This is a genomic window from Rhodococcus sp. ACS1, from assembly GCF_002300155.1.
Classification (GTDB): Bacteria; Actinomycetota; Actinomycetes; order Mycobacteriales; family Mycobacteriaceae; genus Rhodococcus_F; species Rhodococcus_F koreensis.
In genome coordinates this window covers 335,391-350,242 of record NZ_NSDZ01000006.1, presented here as the reverse complement: position 1 = coordinate 350,242, position 14,852 = coordinate 335,391, and the positions used below count along the sequence as shown (strand labels likewise).

General features: G+C 66.2%; 11 protein-coding genes and 1 riboswitch. Of the genes, 5 read left to right on the top strand and 6 right to left on the bottom strand.

Features of this window, described 5'->3' with window-relative positions; genetic code table 11:
- Positions 1 to 7: 7 nt before the first annotated feature.
- The 4 genes from CJ179_RS30125 (at position 8) to CJ179_RS30110 (ending at position 5,347) form a co-directional block, all read left to right on the top strand.
- Complete coding sequence (locus CJ179_RS30125) at positions 8 to 1,696, top strand: ABC transporter substrate-binding protein (protein ID WP_095863851.1); 1,689 nt, start codon at positions 8 to 10, stop codon at positions 1,694 to 1,696.
- Positions 1,697 to 1,770: 74 nt separating this feature from the next.
- Positions 1,771 to 2,721: an ABC transporter permease gene (locus CJ179_RS30120; protein ID WP_095863850.1), complete on the top strand. Its 951-nt coding sequence runs from the start codon at positions 1,771 to 1,773 to the stop codon at positions 2,719 to 2,721.
- Positions 2,718 to 3,680: an ABC transporter permease gene (locus CJ179_RS30115; RefSeq protein WP_095863849.1), complete on the top strand. Its 963-nt coding sequence runs from the start codon at positions 2,718 to 2,720 to the stop codon at positions 3,678 to 3,680. Before CJ179_RS30120 ends, CJ179_RS30115 begins: the two co-directional genes overlap by 4 nt.
- Positions 3,677 to 5,347: an ABC transporter ATP-binding protein gene (locus CJ179_RS30110; protein ID WP_095863848.1), complete on the top strand. Its 1,671-nt coding sequence runs from the start codon at positions 3,677 to 3,679 to the stop codon at positions 5,345 to 5,347. Before CJ179_RS30115 ends, CJ179_RS30110 begins: the two co-directional genes overlap by 4 nt.
- Before the next feature lie 197 nt (positions 5,348 to 5,544).
- On the opposite strand, the gene CJ179_RS30105 is transcribed toward CJ179_RS30110, so the two are convergent.
- On the bottom strand, positions 5,545 to 6,915 hold the full coding sequence (locus tag CJ179_RS30105; RefSeq protein WP_095863847.1) for an NtaA/DmoA family FMN-dependent monooxygenase: 1,371 nt from the start codon (positions 6,913 to 6,915) through the stop codon (positions 5,545 to 5,547).
- A gap of 23 nt (positions 6,916 to 6,938) precedes the next feature.
- Entirely contained in the window at positions 6,939 to 7,946 is a 1,008-nt protein-coding gene (locus CJ179_RS30100; protein ID WP_373560163.1) for an LLM class flavin-dependent oxidoreductase, read from the bottom strand.
- A 134-nt stretch (positions 7,947 to 8,080) separates the two neighbouring features.
- A riboswitch (SAM riboswitch) is annotated at positions 8,081 to 8,194 on the bottom strand.
- Between the two features lie 321 nt (positions 8,195 to 8,515).
- Between CJ179_RS30100 and CJ179_RS30095 the strand changes: the two genes are divergently transcribed.
- Positions 8,516 to 9,019: a GNAT family N-acetyltransferase gene (locus tag CJ179_RS30095; RefSeq protein ID WP_095863846.1), complete on the top strand. Its 504-nt coding sequence runs from the start codon at positions 8,516 to 8,518 to the stop codon at positions 9,017 to 9,019.
- Positions 9,020 to 9,105: 86 nt separating this feature from the next.
- Here CJ179_RS30095 and CJ179_RS30090 read toward each other — a convergent pair whose 3' ends face one another.
- From CJ179_RS30090 to CJ179_RS30075, 4 genes are all read right to left on the bottom strand, one after another.
- Complete coding sequence (locus CJ179_RS30090) at positions 9,106 to 10,659, bottom strand: catalase (RefSeq protein WP_095863845.1); 1,554 nt, start codon at positions 10,657 to 10,659, stop codon at positions 9,106 to 9,108.
- Positions 10,660 to 10,797: 138 nt separating this feature from the next.
- Complete coding sequence (locus CJ179_RS30085) at positions 10,798 to 12,129, bottom strand: NtaA/DmoA family FMN-dependent monooxygenase (protein WP_257015845.1); 1,332 nt, start codon at positions 12,127 to 12,129, stop codon at positions 10,798 to 10,800.
- 30 nt (positions 12,130 to 12,159) lie between these two features.
- Positions 12,160 to 13,389: a PLP-dependent aminotransferase family protein gene (locus CJ179_RS30080; RefSeq protein ID WP_179377683.1), complete on the bottom strand. Its 1,230-nt coding sequence runs from the start codon at positions 13,387 to 13,389 to the stop codon at positions 12,160 to 12,162.
- 37 nt (positions 13,390 to 13,426) lie between these two features.
- Positions 13,427 to 14,710, bottom strand: coding sequence for an NtaA/DmoA family FMN-dependent monooxygenase (locus CJ179_RS30075; protein ID WP_218834842.1), 1,284 nt, complete (start codon positions 14,708 to 14,710; stop codon positions 13,427 to 13,429).
- Positions 14,711 to 14,852 lie beyond the last annotated feature (142 nt).

Here is a 14,852-nt window from a genome sequence, read left to right as displayed (position 1 = left end):
CCTGCCCATGGAAACAACAGTTCACGCCCCACGGCCGGTGCGCGAGCGCCGCCGACGATTCCGAGGCGTGTTCGGCGTTCTCGCACTGACCGGTGTCCTCGCTCTGACCGGATGCAGCAGCACCGTCGACGCTGCGGGCGGCACCGGAAGCGGCGATCCGCAGAGCGGCGGCACCCTGCGGATCGCGCTTCTCAGCTCCCCCGAGTCGCTCGACCCACACCTGAACACGTCCTTCGCGGCCAGCAACTACGGCAACAGTGTCTTCGACAAACTGACCTGGCAGGATCCGGAGACCGGCGAGATCGGTCCCTGGCTGGCCACCGCCTGGGAGGTCAACGACACCAACACCGAATTCACGTTCACGCTGCGTGAGGGCGTCACCTTCAGCGACGGCACCCCGTTCAACGCCGACATCGTGAAGAAGAACTTCGACCAGTACGTCTTCGGAGATCCGGCGCTCGGCATCAAGCCCAACGGCGCCACCCACCTGAAGTCCTACCAGGGCAGCGAGGTCGTCAGCGACAACGTCGTCAAGATCGTCTTCAAGTCCCCGTCGGCCAGCTTCCTCCAGTTCATCTCGTACTCCGGCAACAACCAGCCCGGCATCATCGGCCAGAAGACCCTCTCGTCGAACGCCGAGCAGCGGCTCGACCCGACGAACATCGTCGGCACCGGCCCCTTCGTCGTGACCGAGTACGCGCCCAAGGAGCGCACGGTGCTCACCAAGCGCGCCGACTACAACTGGGGCGCTCCCGGCCTCAACCACGAGGGTCCGGCCTACCTCGACAAGGTCGAGTTCGTGACGATCCCCGAAGCGAGCGTGCGCACGGGCGCACTGCAGTCCGGAGAGGTACAGGCTGCGTTCGACATCCTCCCCACCGACGAGACGGTCCTCGAGGCGCAGGGCTTCGATATCACCTCGCGGACGATCGCCGGACTCAATCTCGGCTGGAACATCAACACCAGCCTCGAGCCCACCAACGACATCAACGTCCGCCGCGCGATCGTGCGGGCCACCAACCGCGCCGGGTTCAAGGACACCGTTCTCGCTCCGTCCGAGGGGCAGGCGAAGTCCGTACTCGCCGCACACGTCCAAGGATCGACCGACTACACCGACGACGTGTTGAAGTTCGACCTCGAGGAGTCCAAGCGGCTGCTCGACGAGGCCGGCTGGAAGGTCGGGGCCGACGGCATCCGGGAGAAGGACGGAAAGAAGCTGACGCTCAAGGCGACCGGGCACTATCTGGTCCCGAACAGCCGATACACGTACGAATCGATCCAGGCGTCGCTCAAGGAGATCGGCGTCGACCTCGACTTCCAGTTCGACGCAAGCAACATCCCGACCGACCAGGTCAACAAGGAATACCACCTGATCAACACCAACCGTAGCCGCAACGATCCCGCGATCCTGAACGTCAACTTCAACCCTGACCGGGGCAACTCCGCTCGCATCCCCGCGGACTTCCCCGACCGGCAGAAGATCGCCGACACGCTCGAAGCACTCGAGTCCACGCTGGACCCGACGCAGCGGGCCGCACTGACCGAACAGGCGCAGGAACTCGTCCTCGACGAGTACGTTCTGTACGACCCGGTGTTCGAGCCGTCACAGGTGGCCGCGTCGAAGGGCGTCCACGATATCGACCTCGACGCCACCAGCCGGCTGCACTTCCTCCGCACCTGGATCGACCAGAGCTGATCAACCCGTCCCGGGTCGGTCCCCTACGGACCGGCCCGGGACGCCGTGTAGACACACACTCGCAAAGGATTTCCATGGCACGCTACGTCCTCCTGAAACTGGGACGAAGCCTGGTGGTGGTGTGGGGCGCGTTCACCGCCTCCTTCATCCTGCTGTACACGCTGCCCGCCAGCCCGGTCGAACTGCTCTTCAACCCCGAAGAGCGCAACGACATCTCGCCCGAGGCCTACGCGCAGATCGAGCAGCAGTACGGCTTCGACCGCCCCGTATTCGTCCAGTACCTCGCCCGACTCTGGGCCGCACTGCATCTCGACTTCGGGTCTTCCGTCCAGAACGGCAAACCGGTGGTGACGGCGATCGCCGAGGCCCTCCCGAAGACCGTCGTGCTGGCCGTGGCCGCGCTGGTAATCGCGGCGCTCATCGCGCTGGCGGTCGCCTGGGTCGCCACCTACATCGAGTCCCCGTGGCTGCGGAACTTCATCGCCGGGTTGCCGCCGCTGCTGGTGTCGTTCCCGAGCTTCCTGCTGGGCCTCATCATCATCCGGGTCTTCTCGTTCCAGCTCGGCTGGTTCCCTCCGATCAGCCGCGACGGCCTGCACGGGCTCGTGCTCCCCGCCTTCGCGCTGGCGATCCCCGTCGCCGGCCCCATCGCCCAACTGCTGTTGCGCAATTTCACCACCGAATACAGCTCGCCCTATGTGCTGACGTCGTTCAGCAAGGGCCTGCGCAAGGCGACGGTGATCAACGGCGACGTCCTGCGCAACGCCAGCCTGCCCGCCCTCACCCAGGGCGGCATCATCGTCGGCGAACTGCTCGCCGGTGCCGTCATCACCGAGACGATTTTCTCCCGCAACGGGATCGGACGACTCACCGAGCAGGCGGTCCGCGCGCAAGACGTTCCCGTCGTCCAGGGCGTCGTCATGTTCGTCGCCCTCGCGTTCGTCACTGTCAACTTCATCGTCGACGTCGCCTATCCCCTGATCGACCCTCGACTCAAAGCCGCCCGCGAAGGAATGTCCGTATGACGATCGACAGCGACCGCACGCTCGTGGCCGAGCCACCGGTGGCCGACCCGGTGCCGGCCGCCGTCCCGGAACTCGCCGCGACACCACCCCTCCTCCTCCCGCCACCGGTCGACTCACCGGACGCACCGCCACGCCGACGGTTCGGGGCGCTTCCCTCGCTCGTGTCCCGCCCGGGTCTCGTTCTGGCGGTGCTGGTCGTCACCCTGGCCGTCGCCTGGTGCTTCGTGCCCGGACTGTTCACCTCGAAGGACCCGTACCTCCCGGACTCCACCGCGATCCTGGTCGGCCCCAGCGCCGAACACCTTTTCGGCACCGACCGTCTGGGCCGTGATATCTACTCACGGACCGTGCACGGCGCGGTGATCACGCTCAGTGCGACACTCCTCGCCGTCGCCATCGCCTTCGTCATCGGCACCGCCCTCGGCGCGATCGCCGGATTCGTGGGCGGCGCGGTCGAACTGGTCATCATGCGTGTCGTCGACGTCCTCCTCTCGGTTCCCGGCCTGCTACTCACCATGGTCGTGGTCTCCGCCCTCGGATACGGCACCATCAACGTGGCGATCGCCGTCGGCGTCTCCGCAGTCGCCAACTTCGCCCGGGTGATGCGCGCCGAGGTGCTGCGTGTCGTCCAGGCCGACTACATCGAGGCCGCCGCGAGCATCGGCACTCCGCGACTCACCATCCTCACCCACCACGTGCTGCCGAACTCGCTCAGTTCGGTCGTCTCCCTCGTTCCGCTGCAGTTCGGTGCCTCGATCCTGGCGATTGCGGCGCTCGGCTTCCTCGGGTTCGGTGCTCCGCCACCGGAACCGGAATGGGGCCTGCTGGTCTCCGAGGGCCGTGACCTCCTCGCAGTCGCTCCCTGGATCGCTCTGCTCCCCGGTTTCGTCATCCTCGCGGTGGTCTTGTCGAGCAACCGCATCAGCCGTGAACTGCAACGCGACGGAGGCATCCGATGACACTGTTGTCTTTCGAGAACGTCGAGATCTGGTACTCCGGCCGCGGCCGGAGCGCGACCAAGGCAGTCTCCGGGATCAGCCTCGACGTGCAGGCCGGTGAACTGGTCGCCATCGTCGGCGAATCCGGTTCCGGCAAGTCCACCCTCATCCGGTCATCGATCGGCCTGTTGCCACGCACCAGCCGGGTGAGCGGTCGAATCCTGCTCGGCGGCAAAGACGTCGCCGGGTGGAGCCAGAACAAGTTTGCCCGCTTGCGGGGCAGCTATGTCGGCTTCGTCCCGCAGGATCCCGGCGTTTCGCTCAACCCTGTCAAACCGATCGGCAAGCAACTGGAGGACGCGCTGCGCAACCGACTCGGAAAGAGCCACCTCCTTCCGTTCACGACCTCGGCGCAGCGGCACAACCTGAAGTCACAGACACTGAAGTTCCTGGAACTGGCGGGCCTTCCGGATCCGTCCCGCATCTACGCGAAGTACCCGCACGAACTGTCCGGCGGCATGAAGCAACGGGTGCTCATCGCGATCGCCCTGTCCGGCGAGCCGGAGCTCCTCATCGCCGACGAACCGACCAGCGCGCTGGACGTGACGGTGCAGAAGCAGATCCTCGACCACCTCGACCGGCTCCGCACCGAACTGGGCATCGGCATCCTGCTCGTCACCCACGACCTCGGGGTCGCGCTCGAACGCGCCGACCGCGTTGTGGTGATGCGCAGCGGCGTCGTCGTCGAGGAGGGCCGCAGCGACACCCTCCTGCACCACGCGAGAGATGCGTACACGCGGCGGCTCCTCGACGCCGCTCCCGGTCTGCACGTCGGAACCCTGGAGCCGCGACCGATTCGGGTCGGCACGCTCACTCCGCACTCGTCCGCTGAACGCACCTCCGCCAAGTACGCGATCGAGGTGAAGGGTGTGTCGAAGACGTTCCACGCCGCGCACAGCAGCACTGAACCGGTGGTCGCGGCCGACGACGTCTCGTTCCGCGTCGCGACCGGAACCACGCACTCACTCGTCGGCGAGTCCGGTGCCGGCAAGTCCACGATCGCCCGGATCGTCGCGGGCCTGCGGACTCCCGACGAGGGCGAGGTCACCCTCCTCGGGCAGAGCGAAACCTGGAGCCGCCGGGAGCTGAGCAAGCGCCTGCAGTTCGTGTACCAGAACCCGTATTCCTCGCTGAATCCCCGGCTCTCGGTCGCCGACCTGATCACCGCGCCGCTGCGTGTGCATCGCAAGGACATCGACCGCAGGCAGCGGCACGCGATCGCCGAGGAACTGCTCGACGGCGTGCGGCTGGACCGCAAGTACGCCTCCCGCCGGGCCGGGGAGCTCTCCGGCGGGCAGGCGCAGCGCGTCGCGATCGCTCGCGCCCTGTCCCTGAATCCCGAGATCGTCATCCTGGACGAGGCGGTGTCCGCGCTCGACGTGTCGGTACAGGCGGAGATCCTGCAACTGCTCGTGGACCTGCAGGCTGCGTACTCACTGACCTACCTGTTCATCACGCACGACCTCGGAGTCGTGCGGCTGATCGCGGACACGGTGACGGTGATGCGTCACGGGACCGTCGTCGAATCCGGTCCGACGGCACAGATTCTCGACGACCCCGCGGACAACTACACACGCCGGCTCGTCGACTCCGTGCCGGGCACCGAGGCGCTCCGCATCCGTGGCTGAGTTTGGTATCCAGGGATTTCACACCCACGCACAGGCGGCGCAGCCGCACTAGAAGAGGCCGCTGGTCGGGGGTTCCACCCCGGTAACGAGGAATGCCCGCCATCGGCATCCGAACCCGGACGACGGGTGGCCGCGGGGTCCAGCGGTGAATTGCCCATCGCTCGCCCTGACACGCTCGGGCCACCCTCGATACCGCCTTACACGGAAGGCAAGCGCAGGTGGTCGCGCAGAGTCTCGGTCGTGTACCCGGTTCGATAAACCCCGCGTTCCTGCAATTCCGGTACGAGTCTGTCGACCAGGTCGTCGATCGAATCCTGCAGGTGGTACGGGTTGACGTTGAATCCGTCCACGACGCGATGTCGCACCCAGTACGCCCAGCGATCCGCGATCTGGCCGGCGGTCCCGGCCAGGTACCGCGAGTTCGGGGCCACTTCGAGGACGAGCTGCCGGATGGACAGCCCCTTCTCTGCGGCCAGTGCACGCCACTGGGTGATCTGATCGAGCTTGCCGGTGCGGTCCGCGATCGCCAACGTCCCGCGCGACGGATCGAGTTCTCCGTCGATCGGGTCGATGTCCGGCAACGGGCCGTCGGGGTCGTATGCCGAAAGATCTTGCCCCCAATAGTGTTCGAGGAATGCAATGGCCCGGTGCGGGTTGTAGGCGTTCTCGCGGAGCCACCGAGCCTTCTCGTCGGCGTCCTCGGGCGTGTCTCCGATGATCACGGTGACACCGGGAAGGATTCGGAGCGAATCCGTGGACCGGCCGTGGGCGGACAGTCGCGCCCGGAGGTCGCGTGCGTAGGCAACGGCCGCGTCGAACTCGTTGTTCGCCGAGAACACGACGTCGGCATGACGGGCCGCCAGGTCACGGCCGCCGACGGAATCGCCGGCCTGGAACAACACCGGCCGCCCCTGTTTGCTCGACGGAACGGTGGAGATCGCAGTGGCGTGCAGAAGGTCACTGTGCCGCGCGATGACCGCAGATCGGTCGGCGGGCAGCCAACTGTCCTGGCGGGCGTCCGTGGCGACATCAGCGAGCGACCACGCGGCCCAATATTCCTTGGCCAACTCGACGAGTTCGGTGGCCCGCTCGTAGCGGTGTTCGTGCGGCAGCCATCCACCACGCCGAAAGTTCTCGCCGGTCCACGCGTTGTCGGTGGTGACGATGTTCCATCCCGCCCTTCCGTCGGACAGGACATCCAAGCTTCCCAGCCGCCGCACAAGGTCGACCGGCAGACTGTACGTGGTGTTCTGCGTGGCGACGAGTCCGATCCGGCTGGTCACCCCAGCAAGCGCCGACAGTTGAGTGATGGCGTCGGGGCGGCCTGCAATGTCGGTGGCCAGTGCCGCACCGCGGTTCTCCCGCACACGCTGGCCGTCACCGAGGAAGAACGCATCGAATAAGCCCCGTTCCAGGGTTTGAGCAACCCGCAAGAAGGTTTCCGGGGATACCTGGTCGGGGGCCTTGGCATCTTCCCACACCGTCTGCGGGCCGATTCCCGGGTAGAAAACACCGAGGTGGACCTGCGCGTCGGCATCATACGGCGCTCCGGTGTCCGGAGTGGACATGGCAAACTCCTGCCTGGTCGTGGCTAGTTGGTGGTCGATGTGAAGCGGCTGAGCGGCCGAGGTAATCCGAGCGTCTCCCGCAACGTCGAGCCAGGTTTCGGAATCCGGTACAGTGACAACTCCTGCAATACGGGAAGGACCTCGTCAACCAGAACGGCGAGGTCGGTGGTGAGGACGGCGGGATGGATCCGGACACCGTCCACCTTGTCCGCCAGGGACCAGACCAGGTCGACGAAGTCCCGTGCCGAACCCGCGAATCGAAGCCGTCCCCGGTCCGGCCACGGCGAATACCCATCGAGGCGCGCAAGGCGGGACTGCGCGGACTCGGTCTTCGTATCGAGAATCACCTCGACATCGGCGAGGGTCACAGCCTGCTGTCCTGCCGCCGACGTCCCGATTTCGGTCACATCCCGACCGGACAGCAGCACAATGTCGAGAAGATCCGACACCCCCAATTCCGCAGCTCCCACGACGACTATCTGACCCTGCGGTGAGCGGGGTGTGATGAGCGGTCCGACGACGCTGAAGAACTCGCCCTCGAACCCGACGTGATGCACCTTGTCGGGATCGAGGTAGCGACCCGTCGCGGCATCGCGGATCACGGCATCGTCCTCCCACGAATCCCACAGCTGCCGGGCGAGCTCGATGACGTCTCGGACCTCGCGCTGTACGGCCTCGGGGGCACGTGGCTCGAATCCGACTGCACCATTGACGTCCGCGGAGTTGTCCGAGCCGACCACCCATGCCGCGCGACCCCGACTGCCGTGATCGAGGCTGGCCAGCTGCGTCGCGAGATGGAACGGTTCGGTGGTGAGGGCTTGCACCGTCGGCGCCACCCCGATACTGGCCGTCGTCATCGCCACGAACGACGCACGCGTCCCAGCATCCAACCGTCCCACCGGGTACGCGCCCTCCCCCGGCACCACTCGGTCGTCGATGGTGACCAGCGCGAAACCGGCGGCCTCTGCGGTGTCCACGACCGACCTGAGGATCCGGGGAGAGAGCACATCCGCAGGCGGGCGCCCCCACACACGCCACGCGGCGGGATGACCTCCCGCGCCATCTATCTCGACTGCCAGGTGTAGCGGTTTGGGCGCTCGAACCACGACGAAAGTCCTTTCGAAGGAGTGCGGACGCGCACCGGAGACCCAGGGTCCACGGACTCCTTGCGCGCTTGCGGAATCAGTTGTCGATTCCGCCGGGTCGTCACCTGGAGCACCCCGCCGCGCGGGAGGGTTGCCGACCAGCAAGCCAGGGCTCGATGCTGGTACTCATGACCGTCGACACGAATGTATCACGGCACGTGAGACCGAAAAGCGCACCGTCACAACATGCTCAACGGTTCCTATAGCTCACGACGGGGACCGTGCGAAGCTTTACGCTCTCGGTGATTGAAATTCACCTGACGGGACACGCCATCCGCGTATGGGAGAACCGTCGGCGCAACGATGCGACATCGGGCCATTAGCCCAATCGCGCTCCAAATGGAAGAGTTTCAATCGTCGGATGACATTGAGGTTGCACTGATTTCAACCATCGACCGACGCGTCGGCACCATGGCACTGTGGTTCGTCGAATCTACGTGTATGGAGATACTGTCATGACCGAAAGCGCCACGCGCACCGAGCTCGTCGTCCGCACAGCCCAGTGGTCCGATCCCGACGCGGTCACATTGCGGGCGGCTATGGCGGCAGAAGTCGGTCCTCGATATTCCGACCGAGTGTCGGATGCTGTTCGTGCTACCACCAATGCCGTGGATCCGGAATCGGTGCACGTCACTATCCTGTTGTACGTCAGCGACATCGAGGCTGCGGAGCCACGTGCTGTCGGCCACGCGGCCCTGCGCTGGAACGGCGACGACCTCGAGGTGAAGCGGATGTTCGTCGTCAAGGAGCACCGTGGTACCGGTGTGTCGACCGCGCTGCTGAGCGCGGTCGAGGATGCGGCACGAGAGGTGAGGCGACCGCGCTTGATTCTCCAGACCGGTGACCGGCAGCCCGACGCGGTCAGGCTGTACGAGAAGAGTGGCTACTCGAGGATTCCGATCTTCTCCCCGTATGAGGCCTTGCCCTTCTCGAACTGCTTCGAGAAGGTATTCGGGTAGGCCTGCCGAATCGAACGGCCGCCACCCACGAGCCACGGCGCATTCGTCGGCCGTCCCCGCACCCGGGGACGGCCGACGACCTGCGGTCAGACAGACGCAGTGGTGCTCGACACCGCAGCGGAGTCGAGTGCCGTCGTGTCCACCGTCTGCCCGTGCGCCGCCTCGACACCCTCACGGACCCGTCGGCCGAGACCGGCATCGACATTCGTCCAGTACTCGTACACGCGGCTCAGCACCGGCTCGCGGACGCCGTTCGACACATGGCCGACGATGTTCGAGACCAACCGGTCGCGCGCGGCGTCGTCGAGCACCTCACGCACCAGCGTCCCGGGCTGTGCCCAGTCGCTGTCCTCCGCATGCTGGATGTAACCGGCGCGGACCGCGCGGCCGTCGAACTGCCATGCGCCCTCGTCGTTGTCGGACCGCGACGGATCGGCCGCCGGCCCGCCGTACGAGTTGGGGGCGTACACGGGGATCTCCGGGTCGTTCCACAGGATCTGCGACGCCCCGTCCTTGTACGAGTAGGAGTGCACCGGAGACTTCGGCCGATTCACCGGCAACTGCGCGTAGTTGGACCCGATCCGGTACCGGTGTGCGTCGGCGTACGAGAAGATTCGGCTCAGCAGCACCTTGTCGGGGCTCGCCCCGATTCCCGGCACCAGATTCGACGGCTCGAACGACGCCTGCTCGATCTGAGCGTGGAAGTTCTCCGGGTTACGGTTGAGGGTGAGCTTGCCGACCTCGATGAGCGGGTAGTCCTTCTGCGACCACACCTTCGTCAAGTCGAACGGATTGAACCGGTACCCCTCCGCGTCCTCTTCGGGCAGGATCTGAACCTTCACGGTCCAACTCGGGAAGGCGCCGTCCTCGATCGCGTGGAAGAGGTCGGCCCGGTGGTGGTCGGGATCGGAGCCGGCGAGCACGTCGGCCTCCGCCTGGGTGAGGAATTCGATTCCCTGGTCCGTTTTGAAGTGGAACTTCACCCACGACCGGTTGCCCTCGGCGTTCACAAACTGGTAGGTGTGAGAACCGAATCCGTCCTGGTGCCGCCACGTCTTCGGGATCCCACGATCGCCGAGCAGCCAGGTGACCTGGTGTGCCGACTCGGGACGGAGCGTCCAGTAGTCCCACTGCTGGTGATTGTCGCGCAGACCCGAGTCTGGACGCCGCTTCTGAGAGCGGATGAAGTCGGGGAACTTGCTGGGATCCTTGATGAAGAAGACCGGAGTGTTGTTCCCGACGAGGTCGTGGTTTCCCTGCTCGGTGTAGAACTTCAACGCGAATCCGCGCGGGTCACGCCAGGTATCGGGGCTGCCCTGCTCACCTGCAACTGTCGAGAACCGGGCCAGCACCTCGGTCTTCTTGCCGGGCTGAAGGAAGTCGGCTTTGGTGTATCGAGAGATGTCGTGCGTGATCTCGAGTTCGCCGAACGCGCCCCCTCCCTTCGCGTGCACGACCCGCTCCGGGACGCGTTCACGATTGAACTGCGCCAATTTCTCGACCAGGTAGTGGTCGTGGAGCAGGATCGGTCCCTGGGCGCCCGCGGTGAGGGACTCGTTGTCGCTCGCAACCGGAATGCCTGCGTTGGTAGTGGTGGGCGGAGTCTTCGTGCCGTTGCCGTTCGAATGCGGATCAGTCATCGTCGCTAACCTCCAGATGGTCGGTGATCGTTGTTTCCGTTGGGCTGTAACGGAAAATATTGAGTCGCGGGTTGATGTCGCGGGTGCTGTCGGCCGACATCCGCGACACCGCCGCTGCAGCGCAATCGCGACATGTCCTCAGGTGAGCTGGGGCGTGTTCTCCGCCAACGGCAGATCGAATCGCTCGCGCAATGTCCGCCGGGGATAGTGATCGAGCCGGGCGCCCGACCGCACGAGGCGCGGCACTACCTCGTCCACGAACAACCGAAGGTCGTCCGGTAGCACCGGGAGTTGCAGCGTGAACCCGTCGACGACGCCGGAGTCCCACCACTCGAGGAGGTCGGCCGCGACGTCGTCCGGCGTGCCGATCACGAGGCGGTGACCACCCTCGCTCCGGCGGGCCAGGTCCCGCAACGTGATGCGCTCCGAACGGGCGACGTCGTAGAATGCCCGGGTGAACCCGACCGGTCCACGCTGTCCGGGCACTGGTGCCAGCCGCTCGGGGTCGACGACATCATGAGCGGCGAGTCCGTCCAGTGCCGGGCTCAGTCGGCGGACGAGGGCGCCGATGAGCGACTCCTCCCCGTCGTGACCGTTGAGCCGCTCGTGCAGACTCCGCGCCTCCGCCTTCGTCTCCGCGACGACGGGAACGAGACCTGGAACGAATCGAATCGACTGCGGGTCACGGCCATGGGCCAGTGCCCGCTCACGCACGTCGCTGGTGTAGTCGCGCGCTGCTCCGATCGACAAGAGTGGCGCGTAGATCAGGTCGGCGTGCCTGCCGGCGAAATCGATGCCCTGCTCGGAACCGCCGGCCTGGGCGATGAGCGGGTAACCCTGCGGACCGAGCGGCACGTTGAGCGGACCCTGGACGTGGAAGAACTCTCCGGCATGCGCGATCCGGCGAGCGCTGTCGTCGTCCCAGAGTGCGCCGTCGGCGCGCGGAAAGCCCTCTGCACGGGCGTCCCAACTGCTCCACAGTCGTTTGACGACGGTGATGAATTCGTTCGCACGCCGGTACCGCTCGTCGCGGTCGGGCAGGGAGTCGCGACCGAAGTTTGCGGCGACGTCGGGATTGAAGCTGGTGACGGCGTTCCACACCACACGGCCACCACTGATGTGGTCGAGCGTGGCCAGCCGACGCGCCAGATTGTAGGGCGAGTTGTAGCCGGTCGAGGCCGTCAGCAGGAACCCGATGTCGGGGACGTTCGCTGCGAGCGCTGAGAAGAGGACCAGCGGATCGAACGAGTGAATCGGCCGAGACGTGGTGTCCCGCTGCAGAGCCGGGTGATCCGAGATGAACAGTGCGTCGAGCGCGCCGGAGTGCGCGATCTCGGCGGCCTCGAGGTAGTGGCCGTAGTCGAGGAACCGATCCCAGGAACGCCCCTCCGCTCTCCACGACTTCGCGCTGTAGCCGGTGCTGTTGATTCCCGCGTTCAGGATCAGGGCCCGACGTCCGGCAGTGGTCATCGCGGTTCCTTTCGACGTGAGAGATGTGGATCAGGCGAGCGGCGCGGAGTGGATCTCACGGACGGCCTTGGCGATGCGCTGCGCCCCGAGCCGGAGGTTGTCTTCACTCTGGTTCGTGAAGCCCAAGCGCAGGCTCCGTGCGTACAGTCCGCTCGCGGCGGGATCGAAGTAGCGGCCCGAGGAGAAGTCGACGCCCAGCGCGTTCGCGGCGGCACGGACCTCCGCGAGATCGATGCCGGGGTCGGTCACCGTCGCCCAAGCGAAGATTCCGCCCTCGGCCTGCGGAATCGACACCAGGTCACCCGCCTCGGTGGTGAGAACGTCGGCCAGCAGATCCGCTCGCTCCCGGTAGAGGGTGCGGGCGTTCGCGACGATGCCGTCGAACAGTCCTGGCCGACCGAGCAGATGCGCCACGGCGGACTGGGTCACCAACGATGGATGCTGATCGAGGTTCGCGCGTAACCGCAACAGTCCGGCCTGGAGCCAGGACGGGGCGACAGCCCATCCCAGTCGGAGCCCTGGTCCGAGGGTCTTGGAGAAGGTATTGATTCGCACCACACGGTCGCTGTCGAGCGGGAAGTCCGGGACGGCCGTGCCCCGGAAACGGAGTTCGCGGTAGGGATTGTCGGAGAGGACGACGAATCCGTAGCGCTCGGCGAGGGCGACCAGCCGCAGCCGGTCCTCGGCTGCGAGGGTCGTGCCGGTCGGATTGTGGAAGTCGGGGATCACGTAGAACAGCTTCGGGATCCGCCCCGCCTGCAGATGGCCCTCGAAGACGTCGAGATCCAGTCGGCCGCCGGTGTTGAGTACCGGCAGGACCTGGGCACCGTAGTGGTCGAGCACCCGCAGCGCAACGGGAAAAGTAGGGCTCTCGACGGCCACCAGGTCGCCGGGGTCGAGTAGTGCGGCAAAGACCAGGCTCAGTCCGTGCAGGGCACCGTTGGTGACGACCACCCGGTCCGGATCGACGACACCGGACTCGTCGCTCTCCCGCCCCGCGATCCACTCGCGGAGGCTGGCGATGCCTGGAGCGACCGAGTATTGCAGCGCCCGAGCTCCGGTCGGGGGTGTCGCGAGGGCGACGGCGAACGCGGCCGCCAGTTCGTTCACCGGGAGCGCCTCGTCGGCGGGGACCCCTCCCACCAGGCGGATCGCGTCGGGTTGCAGCGAGTCCGGCGGCGGTCCGAACCCACCCGCTTCGAGCGGGCGAGTGATCAAGCGGGACAACGAGGACGGAGGAGAGGATGTGAGGCTCGTCATGTTCGAACTTCCTTCGTGGGCGGGAGTGTACGACGGATCACGCAGCGAGGACGCGGTCCGGAATCGTGGGGAGGCCGAGATTCCCTCGAAGCGTGGCGGATTCGTATTCGGTGCGGAACAGTCCGCGCTTCTGCAGGATCGGGACGACATACTCGGTGAACGCCTCGACACCGCCCGGACCCTGCCCGGGCATGACGATGAACCCGTCGGCACCGCCCTCGACGAACCACTGCTCGAGCCTGTTCGCGACCTGTTCGGGTGAGCCGACAGCGCGACCGTGACCTGCGGACCGTTGCTGCAGTGTGATCAACTGCCGAACCGTCCAGCGTTCGTCCACCGCCAGTTCGCGGAACACACCGTACCGACTCTGCCTGCCTTGTACCGATGCGACCGGTGGCAGCCACGACGGCGGAATCGTGTCGTCGAGCGCGAGGCCGGACAGGTCGACGCCGGCCAGTTGACCCTCGAGCGCGGTGCGGGAGGCATCACTGTAGTGCTGCTCGAACAGGTCGTCGTCGATCCGCGTGGCCTCGTCCTCGGTGCCACCGATCGTTGTACTGATCCCGGGTAGGACGAGGATGTTCGCCGGGTCGCGGCCCGCTGCCGCGGTCCGGGCCTTCAGGTCGCGAGAGAAGTGCTGCGCTCCGCGCAGTGTTTGCTGCGCGGTGTAGACGCCCTCCGCGAACGCGGCAGCGAACGCCTTGCCGTCGTCGGACGATCCGGCCTGGAACAGCACCGGATGGTGCTGTGCGGACGGCGGCAGCGGAAGGGGCCCTTCGACGGTGTAGAACTCGCCGCGGTGGTCGATCGGGACAGCAGACCGGTCGTCGACCCACGAGTTCCACAGCGCCTGGACAACGGACACATGTTCGAGTCCTTGCCGGTACCGTGCCTCGTGTTGGGGCAGCGGTGCGTCGCCGAAGTTGCGCTCCCCCGCAGCCGACGTCACCGCGTTCCACCCCACGCGGCCACCGGAGAGGTGGTCCAGCGACTGCAACTGTCGCGCAAGGTTGAACGGCGCGGTGAACGTCGTCGACACCGTCGGGACCAGCCCGATGTGGTCCGTCACGGCAGCGACCGCCGAGAAGAGTGTCAGCGGTTCCGGTTTCGTGCCGAGCTCGGTGTCGGAGGTCAGTCCGTCGGCAGCGAACAGGACGTCGAACTTCGCGGCTTCCGCAGTCCGGGCGAGATGGATGTAATGGTCGAGGACGCGGCCGGGATGCCGAACGTCACCGGGACGGATCTGCCCGCGGGCACCGTTACCGGGCGGGTTGGTGAGGAGGCCGAGCCGGATCTGCCGGCGTGCGGATTGTGCTGACACGATTCTGTGCTCCATTGTCGTTGTGCGGCGGGCTGAATCACGCAGAAGCTGTCCTCAGTCTCCAAGCCGCCCCGCCGACCTACAAGAGTTTGTCTCGCACCGATCCGAAGCGGCCGATGCTGCAGCGCCGACGGCGGGGCCA

Coding starts and splice junctions, on each gene's coding strand:
- CJ179_RS30125 (WP_095863851.1), top strand. CDS start 8: ATGGAAACAACAGTTCACGCCCCACGGCCGGTGCGCGAGCGCCGCCGA.
- CJ179_RS30120 (WP_095863850.1), top strand. CDS start 1,771: ATGGCACGCTACGTCCTCCTGAAACTGGGACGAAGCCTGGTGGTGGTG.
- CJ179_RS30115 (WP_095863849.1), top strand. CDS start 2,718: ATGACGATCGACAGCGACCGCACGCTCGTGGCCGAGCCACCGGTGGCC.
- CJ179_RS30110 (WP_095863848.1), top strand. CDS start 3,677: ATGACACTGTTGTCTTTCGAGAACGTCGAGATCTGGTACTCCGGCCGC.
- CJ179_RS30105 (WP_095863847.1), bottom strand. CDS start 6,915: ATGTCCACTCCGGACACCGGAGCGCCGTATGATGCCGACGCGCAGGTC.
- CJ179_RS30095 (WP_095863846.1), top strand. CDS start 8,516: ATGACCGAAAGCGCCACGCGCACCGAGCTCGTCGTCCGCACAGCCCAG.
- CJ179_RS30090 (WP_095863845.1), bottom strand. CDS start 10,659: ATGACTGATCCGCATTCGAACGGCAACGGCACGAAGACTCCGCCCACC.
- CJ179_RS30085 (WP_257015845.1), bottom strand. CDS start 12,129: ATGACCACTGCCGGACGTCGGGCCCTGATCCTGAACGCGGGAATCAAC.
- CJ179_RS30080 (WP_179377683.1), bottom strand. CDS start 13,389: ATGACGAGCCTCACATCCTCTCCTCCGTCCTCGTTGTCCCGCTTGATC.